The 22,679-nt window shown below is 64.9% G+C and carries 17 protein-coding genes and 1 other RNA gene; 17 read left to right on the top strand and 1 reads right to left on the bottom strand.

From position 1 onward, the window contains the following. Positions 1-222: 222 nt before the first annotated feature. Complete coding sequence (locus KVP70_RS15295) at positions 223-1,299, top strand: porin (protein ID WP_217943076.1); 1,077 nt, start codon at positions 223-225, stop codon at positions 1,297-1,299. Between the two features lie 71 nt (positions 1,300-1,370). Beyond that, the gene (locus tag KVP70_RS15290; RefSeq protein ID WP_217943075.1) at positions 1,371-1,928 is read left to right on the top strand and encodes a hypothetical protein; all 558 of its coding nucleotides are present in this window, start codon (positions 1,371-1,373) and stop codon (positions 1,926-1,928) included. A 109-nt stretch (positions 1,929-2,037) separates the two neighbouring features. Here the strand turns inward: KVP70_RS15290 and KVP70_RS15285 are convergent, their stop codons facing one another. Further along, complete coding sequence (locus tag KVP70_RS15285; protein ID WP_217943074.1) at positions 2,038-3,732, bottom strand: thiamine pyrophosphate-binding protein; 1,695 nt, start codon at positions 3,730-3,732, stop codon at positions 2,038-2,040. Positions 3,733-3,860: 128 nt separating this feature from the next. Between KVP70_RS15285 and rnpB the strand changes: the two genes are divergently transcribed. The 15 genes from rnpB (at position 3,861) to murC (ending at position 22,678) form a co-directional block, all read left to right on the top strand. Continuing rightward, an RNA gene (rnpB, locus tag KVP70_RS15280) (RNase P RNA component class A) lies at positions 3,861-4,204 on the top strand. Between the two features lie 66 nt (positions 4,205-4,270). Next, positions 4,271-5,761 carry a glycerol kinase GlpK gene (glpK, locus tag KVP70_RS15275; protein WP_217943073.1) on the top strand — a complete coding sequence of 497 codons (1,491 nt, stop codon included), beginning with the start codon at positions 4,271-4,273 and terminating at the stop codon, positions 5,759-5,761. A 268-nt stretch (positions 5,762-6,029) separates the two neighbouring features. Further along, complete coding sequence (locus KVP70_RS15270; RefSeq protein WP_217943072.1) at positions 6,030-6,794, top strand: AraC family transcriptional regulator; 765 nt, start codon at positions 6,030-6,032, stop codon at positions 6,792-6,794. Between the two features lie 199 nt (positions 6,795-6,993). Beyond that, positions 6,994-9,240: a M9 family metallopeptidase gene (locus KVP70_RS15265; protein ID WP_217943071.1), complete on the top strand. Its 2,247-nt coding sequence runs from the start codon at positions 6,994-6,996 to the stop codon at positions 9,238-9,240. A gap of 631 nt (positions 9,241-9,871) precedes the next feature. Then, positions 9,872-10,300 carry a division/cell wall cluster transcriptional repressor MraZ gene (gene mraZ / locus KVP70_RS15260; protein WP_026335030.1) on the top strand — a complete coding sequence of 143 codons (429 nt, stop codon included), beginning with the start codon at positions 9,872-9,874 and terminating at the stop codon, positions 10,298-10,300. Between the two features lie 9 nt (positions 10,301-10,309). Then, complete coding sequence (gene rsmH / locus KVP70_RS15255; protein WP_217943070.1) at positions 10,310-11,284, top strand: 16S rRNA (cytosine(1402)-N(4))-methyltransferase RsmH; 975 nt, start codon at positions 10,310-10,312, stop codon at positions 11,282-11,284. After that, complete coding sequence (ftsL, locus tag KVP70_RS15250; RefSeq protein ID WP_020705059.1) at positions 11,281-11,556, top strand: cell division protein FtsL; 276 nt, start codon at positions 11,281-11,283, stop codon at positions 11,554-11,556. The genes rsmH and ftsL overlap by 4 nt, the downstream gene beginning before the upstream one ends. Next, the gene (locus KVP70_RS15245; RefSeq protein ID WP_217943069.1) at positions 11,553-13,328 is read left to right on the top strand and encodes a peptidoglycan D,D-transpeptidase FtsI family protein; all 1,776 of its coding nucleotides are present in this window, start codon (positions 11,553-11,555) and stop codon (positions 13,326-13,328) included. Before ftsL ends, KVP70_RS15245 begins: the two co-directional genes overlap by 4 nt. Then, positions 13,325-14,899 (top strand): UDP-N-acetylmuramoyl-L-alanyl-D-glutamate--2,6-diaminopimelate ligase, encoded by a 1,575-nt coding sequence (locus tag KVP70_RS15240; RefSeq protein ID WP_217943068.1) that lies wholly within the window; start codon positions 13,325-13,327, stop codon positions 14,897-14,899. Before KVP70_RS15245 ends, KVP70_RS15240 begins: the two co-directional genes overlap by 4 nt. Next, the gene (locus KVP70_RS15235) at positions 14,899-16,305 is read left to right on the top strand and encodes a UDP-N-acetylmuramoyl-tripeptide--D-alanyl-D-alanine ligase (protein WP_217943067.1); all 1,407 of its coding nucleotides are present in this window, start codon (positions 14,899-14,901) and stop codon (positions 16,303-16,305) included. Before KVP70_RS15240 ends, KVP70_RS15235 begins: the two co-directional genes overlap by 1 nt. Positions 16,306-16,307: 2 nt before the next feature. After that, a complete protein-coding gene (gene mraY, locus KVP70_RS15230; protein ID WP_217943066.1) occupies positions 16,308-17,477 on the top strand; it encodes a phospho-N-acetylmuramoyl-pentapeptide-transferase in 1,170 nt (389 codons plus the stop codon). Continuing rightward, positions 17,477-19,006, top strand: a complete 1,530-nt coding sequence (gene murD / locus KVP70_RS15225; RefSeq protein ID WP_217943065.1) for a UDP-N-acetylmuramoyl-L-alanine--D-glutamate ligase — start codon at positions 17,477-17,479, stop codon at positions 19,004-19,006. The genes mraY and murD overlap by 1 nt, the downstream gene beginning before the upstream one ends. Beyond that, the gene (gene ftsW, locus KVP70_RS15220; RefSeq protein WP_217943064.1) at positions 19,006-20,226 is read left to right on the top strand and encodes a putative lipid II flippase FtsW; all 1,221 of its coding nucleotides are present in this window, start codon (positions 19,006-19,008) and stop codon (positions 20,224-20,226) included. Before murD ends, ftsW begins: the two co-directional genes overlap by 1 nt. Beyond that, on the top strand, positions 20,223-21,290 hold the full coding sequence (murG, locus tag KVP70_RS15215) for an undecaprenyldiphospho-muramoylpentapeptide beta-N-acetylglucosaminyltransferase (protein WP_217943063.1): 1,068 nt from the start codon (positions 20,223-20,225) through the stop codon (positions 21,288-21,290). Before ftsW ends, murG begins: the two co-directional genes overlap by 4 nt. After that, positions 21,287-22,678, top strand: coding sequence for a UDP-N-acetylmuramate--L-alanine ligase (gene murC / locus KVP70_RS15210; RefSeq protein WP_217943062.1), 1,392 nt, complete (start codon positions 21,287-21,289; stop codon positions 22,676-22,678). The genes murG and murC overlap by 4 nt, the downstream gene beginning before the upstream one ends. The last annotated feature ends 1 nt before the right edge of the window (position 22,679 follow it).

The following is a 22,679-nucleotide window of genomic DNA, read 5'->3' as shown; positions in this document are numbered from 1 at the left end:
GTATAGTGCCGCCTCTGGCGCATTTTGCGCTGCGATAAAGCCGGCGTCGATACAATCGGCCGCAACTTAAGTGAACGCGACCCGCAAGCCGGGACCGCATAGTGGCAGCTGGGGAGTTTGCCCTCACGCATAGACGGCGCAGCAGAAGGCGCCGATAAGCACCGAACACGCCGTAATACTAGCTTTACCTTTTTACAGCAACACAACTGAAGGAAACACGTAATGAAAAAATCCCTTATCGCCATCTCCGTCCTGGGCGCAATGAGCTCGGCAGCATTTGCACAATCGAACGTAACGATCTACGGTATCGTCGATGCCGGTATCGTCAGCGAGCGCGGCGGCGTTGCCAACACCACCAAAGTCACCAGCGGCGTAGGCTCGGCCTCCCGTCTGGGTTTCAAAGGTACGGAAGATCTGGGCGGTGGTCTGAGCGCTGTCTTCGTGCTGGAATCGGGCATCAAAGCTGACACCGGCGAGTCCGATGTTGCTGGTTCGATCGCTAACCGTCAGTCCTACGTTGGTCTGAAGTCGACCACCGCCGGCCAGCTGACCCTGGGCCGTCAGTACACCCCTTACTACGAAACCGTGCGTGACGTGGCTGACCCGTTCGCAATGGGCTACGCTGGTACCGCCAAGAACCTGTTCGGCGTGGCTGGCAACAACACCCGCAACAGCAACGCTATCGTGTACCAGTCGCCATCGATCGAAGGCTTCCAGGGCGAAGTGTCCTACTCGGTAGGCGAGCAAGCTGGCGACGCATCGGCACAACGCCAAATCGGCGCATGGGCTGGCTACTCGAACGGTCCTCTGAACGTTCGCGTTGCTTACAATGCACGCAACAACGACACCGTTGCTCCTAAGCTGAGCACCGACATCGGCCGCAACACCCTGATCGCTGCTAACTACGACTTCGTCGTGGTTAAGGCTTTCGCTGCTTACAGCAAAGACAAGGGCACCAACAGCTCGGCTCTGGCTAACGGCAACAACCCATTCGGCTACGTCGTCGCTCCTCTGGCGTCGAAAGACAGCAGCGTTGCTCTGATCGGTGCTACCGCTCCTATCGGTCCTAACGGCACCCTGATGGCGTCGTACACCCGCAAGAACGACAAAGAAGTCGCTAACCACGATGCAGACCAGTGGGCAGTTGGCTACTCGTACGCTCTGTCGAAGCGCACCAGCACCTACGTTGCTTTCGCTAAGATCAAGAACAAGAACGGCGCTAGCTACACCGTTGGTAACAACACCGAAGCTGGTTCGGGCGACAAAGCCTTCAACCTGGGCATGCGTCACTCGTTCTAATCTGATCTGATCAGTTAGTATCCACAACGGCTGCCTGGTGCAGCCGTTGTTCATTTCTGAAAGCCGTTACGATGACGACCTCACGACGCGCCGCGCTGGCCGGCGCCATATTGCTCGCTTCCTGCGCCGTGTTCGCCGCGCCCAAGGTGGCGCGCAAGCCGGCCGCGCCGGGCGGCAGCCTGCCGCGCTATGGCATGGTGGTGTACTCGGACCTGTGCATCCACATGGATAGCGGCGAGTTCGGCGGGCAGCGCATCACCTTGCAACGGTTTTCAGAAGTGGATACGGTGCTGTATGAATACACAGCTGGCGGCCTGAGCTGGCCGGTGGTGGCCAGCGACGTCACCATCGACCCGCGCGGCCAGCAGTTGTACTTCACGGTGCGGCCGCCGGACGAGGACGAGCGCACCATCAGCGGCAAGCTGGCCGACGGCGGCAAGACGCTGGTGCTAGATGGCGGCTACTGCGGTGACGCGGCGGTGCCGATGCGGCTGTCGCGGGTGACCGATTTCGGCCGCAAGGCCGGCGCCTGCCGCGCCTGTCCGGCGCCCAAGCAGAAGAAGGAATTGCAAGAAGAGTTGCCGGCCCCGGTCATCGAGGCCGACAAGACCACCACCGCCGGCCTCTGAGCCGGCGGTTTTCATTGGGGGTCAAGTCTGACATTCGGACACGGCCCCGGCCGTACAGGCGTGTACGGTAGAGGTCGTGTCCGAATGTCAGACCTGACCCCCGCCGGGGTTACTTGGCGGCCAGCGCGTTCTTGCGGATGGTGTCGAGCGTGGCGCCCGGCGTGATCAGGTTGCCGTCGTAGCGCAGCTCGATCACGGCCGGCAGCCGCTCGCTGTTGGCGTAGGCCAGCGCGCGTTCCAATGCCGGTGCGAAGTCCGCCGTCGCTTCGACCACCTCGCCGTGGCCGCCGTAGGCCGCCGCCAGCGCGGCGAAGTCCGGGTTGTGCAGCGTGGTGCCGGACACGCGGCCAGGGTAGTGCAGCTCCTGGTGCATGCGGATGGTGCCGAACATGCCGTTGTTGAACACGATGATGACCACGCCCGCACGATACTGCACCGCGGTGGCCAGCTCCTGGCCGTTCATCATGTATTCGCCGTCGCCGGCGAAGGTGATCACGGTGCGCTGTGGAGCGATGATCTTGGCCGCCACGCCGGCCGGCACGCTGTAGCCCATGGCGCCGCTGGTCGGCGCCAGCTGCGTGCGCATGCCGCCGTAGCTGTGGAAGCGGTGCGCCCAGGTGGCGTAGTTGCCGGCGCCGTTGGTGATGATGGTGTCGTGCGGGGCGATCTGGTCGATCTGCTGCACCACCTGCCACAGGTCCAGCGGCGCAGTGCCGTCCTGGAAGATAGTCGGCTGGCGCTGCCACGCGGCCAGGTCGGCCTTCGCTTCGGCCACCGTGCCTTGCCAGGCGGAAGCATCGACCGGCGCCATCGCCGCCAGCATCGCCGTCATTTGCGGCATGCCGCTGTTGATCATCAGTTCAGCCTGGTAGACGCTGCCCAGTTCCTCGGCGTCGGCGTGCACGTGGATCAGGCGCTGGGCCGGCACCGGCGCGGCGATCAGCGCGTAGCCGCCGGTGGTCATCTCGCCCAAGCGCGGGCCGATGGCCAGGATCACGTCGGCCTCGCGCACGCGCGCGGCCAGCTTGGGATTGATGCCGATGCCGACGTCGCCGACATAGTTAGGGTGGGCGTTGTCGAGCAGGTCCTGGAAACGGAACGCGCACGACACCGGCAGGTGGTTCGCTTCGGCGAACGCCTGCAGGTCGGCGCAGGCTTGCGCGTTCCAGCCGCCGCCGCCCAGCAGCACCAGGGGTTTCTTGGCGCCGGCCAGCAGCGCGCGCACTTGCTCGATCTGCGCGGCCGACGGCGACGCCTGCACCGGCTGGTAGCGGCGGGTGTCGGCCACGGCCGCGACGGCGGTCAACATGTCTTCCGGCAGCGCCAGCACCACCGGGCCGGGACGGCCGCTGGTGGCGATCTGGAAGGCGCGGGCGATGTATTCCGGCACGCGGTCGGCGCGGTCGATCTGCGCCACCCACTTGGCCATCTGGCCGTACATGCGGCGGTAGTCGATCTCCTGGAAGGCTTCGCGGTCGACGAAGTCGTTGCCGACCTGGCCGATGAACAAGATCATCGGGGTCGAATCCTGGAACGCCGTGTGCACGCCGATCGAGGCGTTGGTGGCGCCCGGCCCGCGGGTGACGAAGCAGATGCCGGGCTTGCCGGTCATCTTGCCGTAGGCGTCGGCCATGAAGGCGGCGCCGCCTTCCTGGCGGTTGATGATGAAGCGGATGTCGGAGTCGTGCAGCGCGTCGAGCACGTCCAGGTAGCTTTCGCCGGGTACGCCGAAAGCGGTGTCGACGCCGTGGATCTTCAGGGCGTCGACCAGGATCTGGCCGCCGGTGCGGGATGGTTGCGTCATGTCTGGCCTTATCGGGGTCTAGGTAGAGGTGCGGTGTCCTGCATTCTACGGCCGGGAAAAGGCGGCGGCTTTTCAAATGGCGACACCAAATTTCAGAATTAGAGGGGTGGGCTGGTACAATAGCGATTGAAGCAAGCCAGACAGCCGCTGGCCAGTGCGTAATGCCTGGCGGGAGGAAGGTCCGGACTCCATAGAGCGGGGTGACGGTTAACGGCCGTCCGCTGAAAGCCGCAAGCGCAAGCCCAAGGTATAAGGCGAGGAATAGGGCCACAGAGACGAGCGTATTAAGTTACGGTGAAACGCGGTAACCTCCACCTGGTGCAATTCCAAATAGGCACGCGATGATGCTGCTCGCGGAGCGTGCGGGTAGGAAGCTTGAGCGCTGGAGTAATCCAGCGCCTAGAGGAATGGCTGTCATAGCGCAGGTTCGCCTGCGCCGTAACAAAATCCGGCCTATCGGCTTGCTTCAACTAATAACGATGTTCGCGGCTGCCGCGGGACCGACGCGCACGCCGCGGCGCTCCCGGGGACTTTGCCGATGAAAAAATACATACTGGCCTTGGATCAAGGCACCACCAGCTCGCGCGCCATCCTGTTCGACCATCAGGGCCACATCTGCGGCAGCGCGGCGCAGGAATTTCCACAACACTTCCCGCAGCCGGGCTGGGTCGAGCACGATCCCAACGAGATCTGGAACAGCCAGCTCACCGTGGCGCGCAAGGTCCTGCACGACAACCATGTCGACGGCAGCCAGATCCTGGCGATCGGCATCGCCAACCAGCGCGAGACCACCGTGGTGTGGGACCGCAAGAGCGGCGAGCCGATCGCGCCGGCCATCGTCTGGCAGGACCGCCGCACGGCCGACTACTGCGAGGCGCTGCGCGCCGACGGCAAGGCCCAAAAGATCACCGCCATCACCGGCCTCGAGCTGGACGCCTATTTTTCCGCCACCAAGCTCAAATGGCTGCTCGACCACGTGCCGGGCGCGCGCGAGCGGGCGCGCCACGGCGCGCTGGCCTTCGGCACCATCGACAGCTGGCTGGTCTACAAGCTGACCGGGCGCCATGTGACGGACGTCAGCAACGCCTCGCGCACCATGCTGTTCAACATACACCTGATGCGCTGGGACCACGACCTGCTGCACCTGTTCGATATTCCGGAAGAGATGCTGCCGCAGGTGGTGTCCTCCAGCGAGGAGGTCGGCCACACCAAGGCGGCGCTGTTCGGCGCCGAGATCCCGGTGGCCGGCATCGCCGGCGACCAGCAGGCCGCCACCTTCGGCCAGGCTTGCCACAAGCCGGGCATGGTCAAGAATACTTACGGCACCGGCTGCTTCATGCTGATGCACCTGGGCCGGCATGCGGTGGCCTCGCACAACCGGCTGCTGACCACGGTCGGCTGGCGGGTCGACGGCGCCACCGACTATCTGCTGGAGGGCAGCGTGTTCATGGGCGGCGCCACGGTGCAGTGGCTGCGCGACGGGCTGGGCATCATCCAGCAGTCCAGCGAGGTCGAGGCGCTGGCCGCCAGCGTGCCCGATAGCGGCGGCGTGTTCATGGTGCCGGCCTTTGTCGGGCTGGGCGCGCCGCACTGGGACCCGTATGCGCGCGGCGCGCTGGTCGGCCTGAGCCGGGGCAGCCACCGCGGCCACATCGCCCGCGCGGCGCTGGAGGCGATCGCCTATCAAAGCGCGGAGCTGATGGCGGCCATGCAGAAAGATGCGGCCATTCCCTTGGCCGAGGTGCGCGCCGACGGCGGCGCGGCCCGCAACGATCTGCTGATGCAGTTCCAGGCCGACCTGCTGGGCGTGCCGGTGGTGCGGCCGACTGTGACCGAGACCACGGCGCTGGGCGCGGCCTATTTGGCCGGGCTGGCGGTGGGCTTCTGGGAGACGCAGGAAGAAATCGCCGCGCAATGGTCGTGCGAACGCCGTTTCGAGCCGGCCATGTCGGCCGAGCGCCGCGCCGAGTTGCTGGCGCAGTGGGGGCGCGCGGTCGAGCGCTCGCGCGGCTGGGAGGCGGCGCGCTAACCGGCTGGCTACGGGAGGGGCAGCACGCTCCTTCTAGCAACCATGCTGCTCTGCTTACTGAAATCTACTGAGTTCTGCTTGGATTTACTGAGTTGGACAGCGACAGCCCGTGGAAGCCCGATTCAGTAGGATTCAGTAAAAAATTCAGCAGGTTTGCTAGAAGGAGAGCGGGGGTACACCCGGTGTGTGTATTCTCACGGCAAGGTTCCGGTGCGGGCAAGGATAAGGTAATATTGTTTATCTTATCACCTAGGCAACTGGAGGAGCGATGCAAAACGTCGAGCTGAATGCGATTGAAATCCTGTTCGATGAACTGAGCGATGTCGCCTTTTTCGTCAAGGACCGCGACGGCCGCTACCTGGCCGCCAACCGCACGCTGGTGCGCCGCTGCGGCCTGCGCACCAAGCAGGAAATCGTCGGCAAGACCGTGCTGGAAGTGCATCCGCGCCACCTGGCGCAGAACTACATGGCGCAGGACCGCGAAGTGATCGAGGCCGGCCACACCATCAGCAAGCACCTGGAACTGCACCTCTATCCCAACCGCCGCCACGGCTGGTGCCTGACCCACAAGACCCCGCTGCGCGACGACGCCGGCGCCATCGTCGGCCTGGTCGGCACCTCGCACGACCTCGGGCTGGCCGACGACCACCACCCGGTGTACCGCCAGATCGCCAGCATCGCCCAGCACATCCGCGACAACTACAAGGAACCCCTGTGCCTGAACCAGCTGGCGCAGGAAGCCGGCCTGCCGCTGGCGCGGGTGGAGCGGCTGTTCCAGCGCGTGTTCCACTACAGCCCGCGCCAGCTGCTGCTGCAATCGCGGCTCAACGGCGCGCTGGCGCTGATCGAAGCCGACCAGCACCGCAGCATCGCCGACATCGCCAACGATTGCGGCTATTCCGACCACAGCGCCTTCAGCCGCCAGTTCAAGGCGCTGACCGGCATGACGCCGGTGCAGTACCGCGCCCAACACCACGGCGCGCGCGCGCAGGCGGCGCCGGCCGTCTCCTTGTGGCAGGAACTGGGCGCCTGAAGCCCGTCCGCGCACGCAGAGTGTGGTTTTTCGGCGGCAGCGCTGTGCCGTTCCCGCACCCCCGGCTGTCTAAATAGACCGAACCGCCCGCGCGCCTCCGGTGCGCGCAATGCCCTGCAATCTTGTCAAGCTAGTATTTCCTTGCCGCCCAACCAGCGCGGCACAGACCAATAACTATTCTTGAAGAAAAGAGGCAGACATGTCGTTATCGAGGAACATCCTGTATCTGGGCGGCCTATGCGTGGCCAGCCTGACCATCACCGCCCATGCCGAGCAAAGCGCCAATCCGGCCGCGGACCAGCACGGCCGCCTGAAGCAGGCGCCCATGCCGCACGAGCGCCAGAGTTTGCCGCCGTCGCTGGAGCAGTCGAAGTACCGGCTGGCGCCGACCACCAAGCCACGCTACGACCTGTTGCCGCGCCAGCAGCGCAACAGCCTGACGCCGCTGAGCGCCACGCCGGAATGCAAGGACATGGGCAAGCTGGCCACCTACAGCGGCGCCGCGCTGGCCGACTACCTGGTCAACCTGCCGGACTACGAATGCACCTACGGCCTGTTCTCGCTGACGCCGGCGCAGGGCGCGACGGTCTACTCGGCCGCCAACTTCAACGCCATCGCCAGCCGCCTGACGCAGGAAGCGGGCAGCTACAACGCCAGCAATATGGCGCTGGTCAACCTGACGCTGTATCTGCGCGCCGGCTACTACCTGGCCGAGGGCGGCACCATCGCCCAGCCGGCCCAGTCGCTGAAGACCGCGCTGCGCACGCCGATCAAGCAGCTGGCCGACGGCACGGCGCTGTATGCGCCCAACCCGGTGGCCACCAGCACCGCCGGCGAGGTGCTGCGCCTGATCACCAATATGCATGACGAGCCGTTCTACCTGTCCAGCGTGAAGGCGCTGGTGCAGCGCTACACCAACAGCGCGAGCAACCCGAACGCGGTCGCCGGGCTGCGCAACGCCAGCGCCAGCGGCGGCTTCACGTCCGCGCTGACGGTGATGTTCTACTCCCACTTCCGTGCGGAAGGCACGCCGCTGCTGCAAAACGACCTGTCGTATGCGACCGCGCTGAACGCCTTCGTCACCGCCAACAAGGCGGCGCTGCTGGGCGACTACTACGGCTACCAGCTCAACGACGCCACCAATGAGGCATTCCGCTTCATGCAGTATCCGGCGCTAAAGGCCGGCATCAAGCCGATGGTGCAAGCCATGTTGTCGAGCTCCAGCATGACCGGCACCGACAGCGAGCTGTGGCTGGCCGCCGCCACCGCCGTCAAGTACTACGACAACAGCAATTGCGCCGACTACGGCACTTGCGACTACGTCACCAAGCTGGCCAACGCCGTGCTCAAGTACAGCAAGGATTGCAGCCCGACGCTGCACATCCGCGCCCAGGACATGACGCCGGCGCAGATGCAGGACAGCTGCGACAAGCTGGCGGTGGAAGAGGGCTATGTGCACGAGATGTTGAAGACCAACCGCACGCCGGTGGCCAACGACAACAACAGCTCGCTGGAACTGGTGGTGTTCGACGACTACACCAACTACAGCAAGTACGCCTCCATCATCTACGGCATCGACACCAACAACGGCGGCATGTACCTGGAAGGCGAGCCTGACCAGCCCGGCAACCAGGCGCGCTTCATCGCCCACGAAGCCTCGTGGCTGCGGCCGACGTTCCAGGTGTGGAACCTGGAGCACGAGTTCGTCCACTACCTGGACGGCCGTTTCGACATGGTAGGTGATTTCAACATGGGCACCTCGGTGCCGACCGTGTGGTGGATCGAGGGCATCGCCGAGTACATGTCGCTGAAGAATAACAACCAGGTGGCGATCGACATGGCGAAGACCGGTACTTACCGCCTGAGCCAGATCTTCGGCAACACCTACGGCATGAACGACTATGTGAACCGGGCCTATCGCTGGGGTTACATGGCGACCCGCTTCATGATCGAGCGGCACCGCGCCGACGTCGACGCCGTGCTGGGTGATTTCCGCGTCGGCGCCTACAGCACCTACCAGGACTTCATGGGCCGCATCGGCACCAGCTACGACGCCGAGTTCGCCGACTGGGTGAACAACGCCACCACCGCCGGCCAGCCGCCGCTGCCGGAACCGCAACTGCCGCGCTGCTCCTCGCTGACCTACCTGGGCAAGAACTGCGGCATCACCGGCCAGGCCTCGAGCAGCCAGGGTTATCTGTTCCTGATGGTGCCGGCCGGCGCCAAGAACGTCAAAGTGTACAGCCGCGGCGGCAGCGGCGACGTCGACCTGTACCTGGCGCTGGACCGCTATCCGAGCGTGGCCTCGTACGACATGGTGTCGGCCAGCGCCGGCAACGCGGAAAACCTGTACCTGCCCAACCCGGTGGCCGGCCACTGGTACTACATCATGCTGAAGGCCAAGACCAGTTACAGCGGCGTGACGGTGTACGCGACTTACGACTAATACTTGATTAAGAAGCACTTAAAACGGCAGCCGCACGGCTGCCGTTTCTGTTTTGTGGCGACGGATTTCGTATAATACCGGTTGGCGGCGCAGGCGTGACTTGTCTATACAAGTTGAGCCGGGCCGTGGTAATGTCCAACAACGCACTCAGGTTTCCCCATCCGCTTAATTGCGCCCCCGGCGCGACATGCCGCAAGAAATCCCCTCCGTCCGCACATTCCCCGTCCCGGCCACTCCTTGTCTATTTGCTACCGCAATGTTGGCGCTTTGCAACTATATGCATTTAATTCAATTATTTTATTTTGCCGTTTTCACCGTTTTAGTGCGTCTAAACACATGTGCATAGATGAGGTAGCACATTCACTGTTTGTCATAAGTACTTAATTTGCCTGACTATTTTATTTCTACCCGGCTTCAAGGAATCGCGCTAAGTCCTTCATTTCATTACTAAAATCGCTGTTTCGTTTGCCTGAAAGCGCTTGACCACTATTCTTGCTTCCTCTAAAGTGGGCATCTGTGTGAAAAAGTGTCTTTTTGTGGGAAATTTCACCCGACTTAGCGGCGGGGGAAGTGAAAACCGGAAAACGCCGATCATGCTCCGCTAACCCTACTGAGGTGTAAAGGTAATCCCGTGTTTCAAGGCGCGTCCGCAATCAATCTCGATGCCAAAGGCAGGATGTCTATCCCCGCCAAGCACCGTGACGCGCTCTCGATCCAGTGCGAAGGCCGCCTCACGCTGACCCGCCATCCCGATGGCTGCGTCATGCTGTTTCCCCGCCCCGTGTGGGAACAACACCGACAACAGATCGCCCAATGGCCGATGCAGGCCCGCGCCTGGCAGCGCATCTTCCTCGGCTACGCCACCGACGTCGAGATGGACACGGCCGGCCGCATCCTGATCTCGCCCGAGCTGCGCAACGCCGTCGGCCTCGAGCGCGAAGTCATGATGACGGGCATGGGTTCACATTTTGAAATCTGGGATGCCGCCAAGATGGCGGAAAAAGAGCAGCAGGCGATCGAAGCCGGCACCCCCGATGTACTCGCCAATTTCTCCTTCTAAGGCTCCGTGATGACAATGACATCGGTGCCGGAATTTCAGCATCGGACGGTGCTGCTAGACGAAGCGGTCGACGCGCTGGCGCTGGACGGCGCGCGCGCCGACGGCGTCTACGTCGACGGCACGTTCGGCCGCGGCGGCCACTCGCGCCTGATCCTGTCCAAACTGGGCGCCAAGGCGCGCCTGATCGCCTTCGACAAAGACCTGCAGGCGATCGCCACCGCAGAACAAATTAAAGACCCGCGCTTCACCATCGTCCACGACAGCTTCGCCACCATGCACGCGGCGCTGGCCGAGCGCGGCGTGGGGCAGGCCGACGGCATCCTGCTCGACCTGGGCATCTCGTCGCCGCAGGTGGACGACGCCGCGCGCGGCTTCAGCTTCCGTAACGACGGCCCGCTCGACATGCGCATGGACACCACGCGCGGCATGTCGGCGGCGGAGTGGCTTGCCATAGAAACCGAACAGACACTGGAAAAGGTGATCAAAGAATATGGGGAAGAACGGTTTGCTTTTCAGATTGCAAAGGCGATTGTTGCTCGCCGGGCAGTCGAACCAATTTCAACCACACGACAGCTTGCCAGCATCGTGGCAGGCGCGGTCAAGACTCGGGAAAAGGGCAAGGACCCGGCCACCCGTACCTTTCAGGCTATCCGGATTTTCATCAATAAAGAGCTTGAAGACCTCGAGATCGGTCTGACCCAGGCCTGGAACAGCCTGGCGCCGGGCGGCATCATGGCCATCATCAGCTTCCACTCGCTGGAAGACCGCATGGTCAAGCGCTTCTTCGCGTCCAAGGCCAACGTCGAGCAACCGGACCGGCGCCTGCCGATCCGCGCGGTCGACCTGCCGCAGCCGGAACTGAAGCTGCTGGCCAAGTTCAAGCCATCCGACGCCGAGATCGCCGCCAACCCGCGCGCCCGTTCGGCCGTGATGCGCGTCGCCCGCCGCCTGCCTTACCCCGCCACGGCGAAGGGCGCGCCATGAGCGGCAAGATCAACCTGGTGCTGGCGGCGCTGCTGGTGGCCTGCGGGCTGTCGCTGGTGAACGCCCAGTACCAGGCGCGCCATCTGTTCATCGAGCTGGAACGCACGCAGTCGCAGGCGCGCCAGCTCGACATCGAATGGGCGCAGCTGCAGCTGGACCAGTCGACCCTGGGCAAGCACGCCCGCATCGAGGAAATCGCGCGCCGCGACCTGAACATGACGCCGCTGACCGCGGCGCGCACGCAGTACCTGACGCCGGAAGGATCGAAATGAGCCGCGGCAGCAATGTGAACACCTCGCGCGTGGCCCGCTCCAAGGGCGTGCCGTTCTCCAAGAACCCGGTACTGGCGGTGCGCCTGCCGGTCTGGCGTTCGCGCGTGGTCTTGTTCGTATTGTTTGCCGCCTTCGCCGGCCTGGCCGCGCGCGCCCTGTGGCTGCAAGGCCTGTCGACTCAGTTCCTGCAGAAGCAGGGCGAGATCCGCTACGCCCGCACCCTCGACCTGCCGGCCACGCGTGGCAAGATCACCGACCGCGATGGCCAGGTGCTGGCCTCCTCGGTGCCGGTCAAGGCCATCTGGGCGATCCCGGACGACGTCCAGGAAGCGCCGCCGGCCAAGCTCAAAGAGCTGGCCAAGCTGCTCGACATGAGCAACGCCGACCTGCAAAAGAAGCTCGACTCCGACCGCGGCTTCGTCTACCTGAAGCGCCAGGTCGAGCAGGACGTGGCCGACCAGATCACCAAGCTCGGTATCGACGGCATCCAGACCCGCAAGGAATACAAACGCTTCTACCCGCAGGGCGAAGTGACGACCCACGTGGTGGGCTTCACCAACGTCGAAGACGCCGGCCAGGAATCGATGGAGCTGGCGCAGCAGAAGACGCTGGTCGGCCAGCCGGGCAGCCGCCGCGTCATCAAGGACCGCCTGGGCCGCATCGTCGAGGACATCGAGTCGGTGCGCGAGCCGCACGACGGCAAGGACCTGACCTTGTCGATTGACAGCAAGATCCAGTACATCGCCTTCATGCAGGTCAAGGAATCGGTGGAGAAGTTCCACGCCAAGGCCGGCGCCGCCGTGGTGCTGGACGTGCACACCGGCGAAGTGCTGGCGCTGGCCAACTGGCCGACCTACAACCCCAACGACCGCACCAAGCTGACCGGCGAGCAGCTGCGCAACCGCGTGATGACCGACACCTTCGAGCCGGGTTCCTCGCTCAAGCCGTTCACGGTCGGCCTGGCGCTGGACGAAAAGCGCATCACCCCGCACACCATGTTCGACACCGGCGCCGGTTCGATGGTGATCGCCGACCACGTGATCCACGACACCCACCCGCACTACCTGATCGACGTCCAGACCATCATCCAGAAGTCGTCCAACATCGGCACCTCCAAGATCGCGCTGGGCATGCCGCCGCAGGAGATGTGGGAGATGTTCACCAAGGTCGGCTTCGGCCAGCAGCCCAAGTGGGGCTTCCCCGGCGCCGTGGCCGGCCGCGTGCGTCCGTATAAATCTTGGCGGCCGATCGAGCAGGCCAATATGAGCTTCGGCCAGGGCATCTCGGTGTCGCTGATCCAGCTGGCGCGCGCCTACATGATCTACGCCCGCGACGGCGACATCATCCCGCTGTCGTTCCAGAAAGTGGCGGAAGCGCCGCACGGCACCCAGGTGGTCAGCGCCAAGACCGCCGCCGAAATGCGCGAGATGCTGGAGATGGTCACGCAGCCTGGCGGCTCGGCCGTCAAGGCCCAGGTGCCCGGCTACCGCGTGGGCGGCAAGACCGGCACCGCGCAGAAGTTCATCAACGGCCACTACTCGCAAACCAAATACATCGGCAACTTCGTCGGCATGGCGCCGATGTCGAACCCGCGCTTCATCATCGCCGTCATGATCGACGAACCGGGCGGCCCGGTGCACGTCGGCGGCGACGTCGCCGGCCCGGTGTTCTCGGCGCTGGCCGCCAACGCGCTGCGCGCCAAGAACATCACGCCCGATTCAACTCTTACCCATATCATCATTCCTGATAATGCATCACAGGAGAACATGTGACGACTTCTGACTTCGACCCGCTGGCAATCGCCGCCGCCATCCGCAAGCTTGCGCCGTCCGCGCAGCTGGCTTCGGATTCGCGTCGCATCAAGCTGGGCGATGTGTTTTTTGCGTTTGCGGCTGACGCGGGCGACGCCGGCGACGGCCGCAGCTTCATCGCCAGCGCCGTCGAGCAGGGCGCCGCGCTGGTGGTGCTCGACCCGGCCGGTTTTACCTGGAACGACAGCTGGGCGGTGCCGTACATCACCGTTGAAAAGCTCAAGCAGCACGCCGGCGCGATCGCCCACGCCTTCTATGCACAGCCGGATGCGGCGATGTTCACCGTCGGCGTCACCGGCACCAACGGCAAGACCTCCAGCGCCGTGTGGCTGGGCCACGCGCTGTCGCGCGGCGCCGAGCCGGCCGCCGTCATCGGCACGCTGGGCGTGGGCCTGTTCCGCGCGCGCGGCGAAGTCGAATACGACGTTACCGGCTACACCACGCCGGACGCGGTGCTGCTGGCGCGCACGCTGGCCGGGCTGCGCACGCAGGGCGCGGCCTCGCTGGCGATCGAAGTGTCGTCGATCGGCCTGGAACAAGGCCGCGTGGCCGGCATGCACTTCGACGTCGCGCTGTTCACCAACCTGACCCGCGACCACCTGGATTACCACGGCACCATGGAGGCCTACGAGGCCGCCAAGACCAGGCTGTTCGACTGGCCCGGCCTGAAAACGGCGGTGGTCAACCTGGACGACCCAATGGGCCTGCGCCTGATCGCGCATCTGCAGGCGAAAGCGCCGGCCGCCGCGCCGTCGGGCGATATTCCGCTGATCGGCTACACGCTGCACGACGCCACCGCGCGCCCGGACATGCCCGGCGTGCTGATGCTGCGCGCCAGCCAGTTCCGCAGCAGCCGCAACGCCGGCACCGAATTCCACCTGGAGTGCCCGCTGGGCGTGGCGCTGGTCAAGACCCATTTGGTCGGCAACTTCAACATCAGCAACGCGCTCGGCGTGATGGGCGCGATGCTGGCCAAGGGCCTGGGCCTGCGCGCCGCCATCGAAGCGGTCGAAGCGCTGCTGCCGGCGCCGGGCCGCATGCAGCAGGTCGGCGGCCAGGACACGCCGATGATCGTCATCGACTATGCGCATACGCCGGACGCGCTGGAAAAAACCCTGGCCGCGCTGCGCCCTGTGGCCACCGACCGCGGCGGCCAGCTGTGGTGCGTGTTCGGCTGCGGCGGCGACCGCGATCCGGGCAAGCGCCCGCAGATGGGCAAGATCGCGCAGATGGCCGACCACGTGCTGGTCACCAGCGACAACCCGCGCAGCGAAGATCCGCACGCCATCATCGAGCAGATCGTCGCCGGCATGGACCGCAACAACCCGGCATCGACCGTGCAGACGCTGGACGACCGCGCCGCCGCCATCCTGTCGGCGATCAAGCATGCCGCCAAGCCGGACGTGATCCTGCTGGCCGGTAAAGGCCACGAGCCGTACCAGGAAATCAAGGGCAAGAAACTGCCATTCTCCGACACCGACCACGCGCAGCTGGCGCTGTCGGCCCGCTTAACCATGATGAGGACGAATTGATGCGTGCAGCACTCGCACAGATTCTGCCTTCTGTGACCGGCGCCAAGCTGATTGGCTCCGGTGAAGTTGTATTTGGCGGCGTCTCCACCGACAGCCGCAACGTCTTTGCAGGTTCGCTGTTCGTCGCCCTGCGCGGCGAGGTGTTCGACGCCCACGACTTCCTCGCGCAGGTCGCGGAGAAGGGCGCCGCCGCGGTCGTGGTGGAAGAACTGCCGGAGGGCTGGGATGCGGCCAAGGTCGCGGCCATCGTCGTGCCGGACACGCTGGTGGCATTGGGCCAGATCGCCCACCACTGGCGCCGCCAGTTCGCCATGCCCGTCATCGGCGTCACCGGCAGCAACGGCAAGACCACGGTCAAGGAAATGATCGCCGCCATCCTGGCCGCCGCCCACGGCGAAGCAGGCCGCCTGGCCACGCGCGGCAACCTGAATAACGAAATCGGCGTGCCGCTGACGCTGTTCCGCATGGAAGCGCAGCAGCAGTCGGCCGTGATCGAACTGGGCATGAACCACCCCGGCGAGATCGGCCGCCTGAGCGCCATCGCCGCGCCGACCATCGCCATGGTCAACAACGCCCAGCGCGAACACCAGGAATTCATGCACACCGTGGAAGCGGTGGCGCGCGAAAACGGCGCCGTGCTGGCCGGCCTGCCGGCCGACGGCGTGGCCGTGTTCCCGCATGGCGACGAGTTCACACCGATCTGGGAAGAGCTGTCCGCCGGCCGCCGCGTGCTGCGCTTCGGCCTGACCAAGGATGCCGAGGTGAGTTGCACCTTCCGCGCCAATGATTTCGGCAGCGAGATGTTCGTCACCATCCGCGCAGGTGAGGGCGAACCGGAACAGTTCTTCGTCAACCTGCAAGCGGCGGGCGAGCATAACGTGCGCAACGCGCTGGCCGCCGTGGCCTGCGCGTATGCCGCCGGCATCGCGCTGGACAAGATCAAACTGGGCATGGACACCTTCGCACCGGTCAGCGGCCGTCTGCAGAAGAAGACAGCGGCCAACGGCGCCGTCGTCATCGACGACAGCTACAACGCCAACCCGGACTCGGTGCGCGCCGCCATCGACGTGCTGTCCAAGGCCGCCGCCCCGCGCGTGCTGGTGCTGGGCGATATGGGCGAAGTCGGCACCCGGGGCCGCGAGTTTCACGAAGAAATCGGCGCTTATGCGCGGAGCAAAGGCATCGAACAGGTGCTGGTAACGGGCGAGCTGGCCGCATGCATGGCAAATGCGATGCAAGGCGCGACCATCCGTCATTTTGAAAACTTCGGCGAATTGCTGGCTGCTGTCGACGCAGCCGTCACGCCGGATGCAACCGTATTAATCAAGGGCTCCCGCTTCATGAAAATGGAACGGGTCGTGCAGCATTTGATTGGATCGCAACAAGCTAACAAGGAAAGTCACTAATCATGCTGCTCTGGCTCGCACAATTTTTCCAGCAGGACCTTGGACCACTCCGGGTCTTCAACTTCATCACCTTCCGCGCGGTGTTCGCCACCGCGACGGCGCTGCTGATTGGCCTGTCGGCCGGTCCGGCCGTGATCCGCAAGCTGACCGCCATGAAGTACGGCCAGGCCGTGCGCACCGACGGTCCGCAGACCCACCTGAAAAAACACGGCACCCCGACCATGGGCGGCGTGCTGCTCCTGATCTCCATCGGCGTCTCGACGCTGCTGTGGTGCGACCTGTCGAACCGCCTGATCTGGCCGGTGCTGATCGTCACGCTGGGCTTCGGCGCGGTCGGCTGGGTCGACGACTACCGCAAGGTGGTGCGCCAGGACCCTGAGGGCATGCGTTCGGCGGAAAAGTACTTCTGGCAGTCGCTGGTCGGCATCGGCGCCGCGCTGTACCTGGCGTTCTCGGTGTCCGCGCCCAACGCCGGCAAGGTGTTCGAGCTGTTCTTCGCCTGGGTGCAGTCCGGTTTTGAGATGGACCTGCCGCCCAAGGCCGACCTGATCGTCCCGTTCTTCAAGACCATCAGCTACCCGCTGGGCGTGTGGGGCTTCATCGCGCTGACCTACTGCGTCATCGTCGGCACCAGCAACGCCGTCAACTTCACCGACGGCCTCGATGGCCTGGCGATCATGCCGACGATTATGGTCGGTTCGGCGCTCGGTCTGTTCGCCTACCTGACCGGTAGCGCCACCTATTCGAAGTACCTGTTCATCCCGCACATTCCCGGCGCGGGCGAACTGATCATCTTCTGCGGCGCGCTGGCCGGCGCCGGCCTGGCCTTCCTGTGGTTTAACACCCATCCGGCCCAGGTGTTCATGGGCGACGTCGGCGCACTGGCGCTGGGCGGCGCGCTGGGCACCATCGCCGTCATCGTGCGCCAGGAAATCGTCCTGTTCATCATGGGCGGCATCTTCGTCGCCGAGACGGTGTCGGTGATTATCCAGGTGGGCTGGTTCAAGATCACCAAGAAGCGCTTCGGCGTCGGCCGCCGCGTGTTCCTGATGGCGCCGCTGCACCACCACTTTGAACAAAAAGGCTGGAAAGAGACCCAGGTCGTCGTGCGCTTCTGGATTATCACGATGATGCTGGTGCTGATCGGTCTCTCTACTTTGAAACTGCGCTGATGATCTACGACGGCAAAAACGCACTGGTACTGGGACTGGGTGAATCCGGTCTGGCGATGGCGCTGTGGCTCGCCCGCAGCGGCGCGCGCGTGCGCGTGGCCGACACCCGCGAAGCGCCCGAGCGCCTGCCCGCGCTGCGCGCGGCCGTGCCGGAAGTGGACTTCGTCGCCGGTCCGTTCGGCGCGTCGTTGCTGGCGGGCGTGGACTTTGTCGCCGTCAGCCCCGGCCTGGCGCCGTACCGCGAGCTGGCCGAGATCGCGCCCGCCGCCACCGCCGCCGGCGTGCCGGTATGGGGCGAGATCGAGCTGTTCGCCCAGGCGCTAGAGTCGCTGGAACATGAACGCGGCTACACGCCCAAGATCATCGCCATCACCGGCACCAACGGCAAGACCACCGTCACCACCCTGGTCGGCCAGCTGTGCGAACGCGCCGGCAAGACCGTGCGCGTGGCCGGCAACATCAGCCCCGCCGCGCTGGACGTGCTGCGCGAAGTGATGGATGCCGCGTCGGGTACCAGCGCGCTGCCGGAAGTGTGGGTGCTGGAGCTGTCGTCCTTCCAGCTGCAAACCACCTTCACGCTGGAGGCGGATGCCGCCACCGTGTTGAACGTGACCCAGGACCACCTGGACTGGCATGGCGACATGCCGTCCTACGCCGCCGCCAAGCACCGCATCTTCGCGGCCGACACCGTGCGCGTGTTGAACCGCGACGACGCCACCGTGATGCGCATGGCCAGCGCCACCGGCGCCAACGTCAGCTTCGGCACCGACGCGCCGACCTTGCGCGACGACCTTGGCCTGAACAGCGAGCGCGGCGTGCTGTGGCTCGCCACCGCCGTGCCGTCGGAAGAAGAGGGCGAACCGAAGAAGCGCAAGAAGAACGATCCGCCGCCACCGCCGGTCGAGTGCATGGTCAAGAACCTGATGCCGGCCGACGCGCTGCAAATCCGTGGCGTGCACAACGCCGCCAACGCGCTGGCCGCGCTGGCCCTGTGCCGCGCCATCGACCTGCCATTGGCGCCGCTGCTGCACGGCCTGCGCGAGTATCGCGGCCAGCCGCACCGCGTGGAACTGGTCAGCGCCATCAACGAGGTCGAATACTACGACGACAGCAAAGGCACCAACGTCGGCGCCACCGTGGCCGCCTTGAACGGCTTGGGCAAAGCCTTCACCTGCGCCAACCAGCGCCTGGTGGTCATCATGGGCGGCGACGGCAAGGGCCAGGACTTCGCGCCGCTGGCCGAACCGGTCTCGCGCTACGTGCGCGCCGTGCTGCTGATCGGCCGCGACGCGCCGCAGATCCGCGCCGCGCTGGAAGCCTCGGCGGACCTGGGCTATGAAATCGAAGACTGCGGCACCGACCTGCCGCAAGCCGTCAAGCGCGCCAGCGAACTGGCGCAAGCCGGCGACGCCGTGCTGCTGTCGCCGGCCTGCGCCAGCATGGACATGTTCAAGAACTATGCGCATCGCGCCCAGGTGTTCATCGACACCGTGCGCGAGATCGCCCTCGATGCAGGACAGGAGCTCTGATGGCCTTCCAGATGCCGTTCCGCTTTGCTGACAAGTCGACGTCGCCGTCGATGGACAGCCGCGCGCGGCAATCGAAGATGATGGAGTACGACCAGCCGCTGGTCTGGGTCACGCTGCTGTTGATGCTGCTCGGGATGGTGATGGTGTACTCGGCCTCGATCTCGCTGCCCGATTCGCCCAAGTTCGCCAACTACGTGCGCTGGCAGAATACCTACTTCCTGCAACGGCAGGCGATGTTCATCGTCGTCTCGCTGCTGGCCGGCCTGTTCGTGTTCCGCATCCGCATCTGCGACCTGCAGAAGGCCGCGCCCTATCTGTTCATCGGCACCCTGGTGCTGCTGGTGATGGTGCTGATCCCCGGCCTCGGCGTGGTGGTCAACGGTGGCCGCCGCTGGTTGTCGCTCAAGGTCATCAACGTGCAGCCGTCGGAGCTGATGAAGGTGGTCGCCGTGCTGTACGCCGCCGACTACACCGTGCGCAAGCAGGAATACATGCACAAGCTGACCAAGGGCTTCCTGCCGATGGCGGCGGCGGTGGGCTTCGTCGGCTTGCTGCTGCTGCTCGAACCCGACCTGGGCGCGTTCGGCGTGATCGTCTGCATCGCCATGGGCATCCTGTTCCTGGGCGGGATCAACGCCATCTGGTTCGGCGGCATCGGCGCCGTGCTGGTGGTGATCTTCGGCTCCATCATCGCGCTGTCGAAATTCCGGCGCGAGCGCTACTTCGCCTACCTCAATCCGTGGGAAGAAGACAATGCACTGAACAAGGCCTACCAACTGACCCACTCGCTGATCGCTTTCGGGCGCGGCGAGATTTTTGGCGTTGGCCTGGGCGGCAGCGTGGAAAAGCTGCACTACCTGCCGGAAGCGCATACCGACTTCCTGCTGGCGGTGATCGGTGAGGAACTCGGCCTGGCCGGCGTGCTGGTGGTGATCGCGATGTTCTACTGGCTGATCAAGCGCGCCTTCGACATCGGCCGCCAGGCCATCGCCATCGACCAGACCTTTGCCGGCCTGACGGCCAAGGGCATCGGCATCTGGATCGGTGTGCAGACGTTTATCAATATGGGTGTCAACCTTGGTCTGCTGCCGACCAAGGGCTTGACCTTGCCGCTGATGAGCTATGGCGGCACGGGGGTGGTAATTAACTGCATCGGACTCGCGATCCTGCTCCGGATCGACTACGAGAACCGGGTCCTGATGCGTGGTGGCAGACTATGAAACGATTGATGATCATGGCGGCCGGCACCGGCGGTCACATTTTCCCCGGCCTGGCGATCGCGCAGACGCTGCGCGCACGCGGCTGGGAAGTGACCTGGCTGGGCACCGCCGCCGGCATGGAACAGGAGCTGGTGCCCAAGCACGGCATCGCGATGGACAGCATCGACTTCACCGGCATGCGCGGCAAGGGCTTGAAGCACTCGCTGGCCGGCGCGCTGAAGATGGTCAAGGCCTTCGCCTCCTGCTTCGGCTACATCGGCAGCCGCAAGCCGGACGTGGTGCTGGGCATGGGCGGCTACGTCACCGTGCCGGGCGGCCTGATGGCGCGCCTGCGCGGCGTGCCGCTGGTGCTGGTCAATGCCGATGCCGCGCTGCTGCTGTCGAATAAAACGCTGGTGCCGTTCGCCGAGCGCGTGTGCTTCGGCTTCCCGGCCAACTTCGGCAAGGCAGCCAGCAAGGCCGTCGTCACCGGCAACCCGGTGCGCAAGGAGATCCTGGACATGCCCACGCCGGACCTGCGTTTCTTCGGCCGCGAAGGTCCGCTGCGCATCCTCGTGGTGGGCGGCAGCCTGGGCGCCAAGGCGCTGAACGACAACCTGCCGGCCGCGCTGGCGCTGATCCCGGCCGCGCAGCGTCCGCAGGTGACGCACCAGTCGGGCAAGAAGAACATCGATGCGCTGCGCGCCGCGTACGCGCAGGCGGGCGTGGAAGCGAACGTGGTCGACTTCATCGACGACATGGCCGCCGCCTACAACCACGCCGACCTGGTGATCTGCCGCGCCGGCGCGATCACGCTCTCGGAACTGACCGCCGCCGGCGTTGCCAGCGTGCTGGTTCCGCTGGTCGCATCGACCACCAGCCACCAGCGCGACAACGCGCAGTGGATGGCGAAACAAAACGCGGCAATACACATGCCGCAATCGGAAATGAGCGCGCAGAGTGTAGCGACGCTGTTGGAAACGCTGACCCGCGGCGCCTGCCAGACCATGGCAATGGCGGCGCGCAGTGTCGGCAAACGCGATGCGAACGACGCTATCGCACAGGTATTGGAACAACTAATATGAAGCACAAAGTACAGAATATTCACTTCGTCGGCATCGGCGGCAGCGGCATGAGCGGCATCGCCGAAGTGCTGCTCACGCTCGGCTACACCGTGTCCGGCTCGGACCTGGGCAGCAACGCCGTCACGCAACGCCTGGCCGGCATGGGCGCCACGGTGTTCCAGGGCCACGCCGCCGCGAACATCGGCGACGCCGACGCCGTCGTCACCTCGACCGCCGTCCAGCACGACAACCCGGAAGTGGTGGCTGCGCGCAGCCGTAAGATCCCCATCGTTCCGCGCGCCGTGATGCTGGGCGAGTTGATGCGCCTCAAGCGCGGCATCGCCATCGCCGGAACGCACGGCAAGACCACCACCACCAGCCTGGTCGCATCGGTGCTGGCGCAGGGTGGCCTCGATCCGACCTTCGTCATCGGCGGCCGCCTGACCGCCGCCGGCGCCAACGCCAAGCTGGGCACCGGCGACTACCTGGTGGCCGAAGCCGACGAATCGGATGCATCGTTCCTGAACCTGACGCCGATGATCGAAGTCATCACGAACATCGACGCCGACCACATGGAAACCTACGAGCACGATTTCGAAAAGCTCAAGCAGGCCTTCGTCAGCTTCACGCACCGTCTGCCGTTCTACGGCCGCGCCATGCTGTGCATCGACGACCAGCATGTACGGGCCATCCTGCCGCAGGTGACCAAGCCTGTGACCACCTACGGCTTCCACGAGGACGCCGAAGTACGCGCCGTGAACGCCCGCGCGGTTGGCGTCGAGATGCACTTCACCGTGATCCAGGAAGGCTATCCAGACCTGGACGTGGTGCTGAACCAGCCCGGCCTGCACAACGTGCAGAACGCCTGCTCGGCCATCGCCATCGCGCGCGAAATCGGCATCGAAGACAAGGACACCCAGGCCGGCCTGGCCGCCTTCGCCGGCGTCGGCCGCCGCTTCACCAAATACGGCGATGTCGCCATTCCCGGCGGTGGAACCTTTACGCTGGTGGACGACTTCGGCCACCACCCGCTGGAAATGGACGTGACCACCGCCGCCGCGCGCGCCGCCTATCCTGGCCGCCGCCTGGTGCTGGCCTTCCAGCCGCACCGCTACAGCCGCACGCGCGACCTGTTCGAGGATTTCGTCAAGGTGCTGGGCACCGTCGACGTGCTGGTGCTGGCCGAAGTCTACGCCGCCGGCGAAGCGCCGATCGTCGCCGCCGACGGCCGTGCGCTGGCGCATGCGCTGCGCGCACGCGGCAAGACCGAACCGATATTTGTAGAGGCGATCGGCGATATGCCGGAAACCATCATGGGCGTGGTACGCGACGGCGACGTCGTCATGACCATGGGCGCAGGCTCGATCAGCGGCGTCCCTGCCAAACTGACTAACTATCCAAAGGTCTGAA

The organism is Duganella violaceipulchra (genome assembly GCF_019166075.1).
Lineage (GTDB): Bacteria > Pseudomonadota > Gammaproteobacteria > Burkholderiales > Burkholderiaceae_D > Rugamonas > Rugamonas violaceipulchra.
Note: the sequence above shows the minus strand (reverse complement) of the source record. Positions and strands in the feature narration are given on the sequence as shown.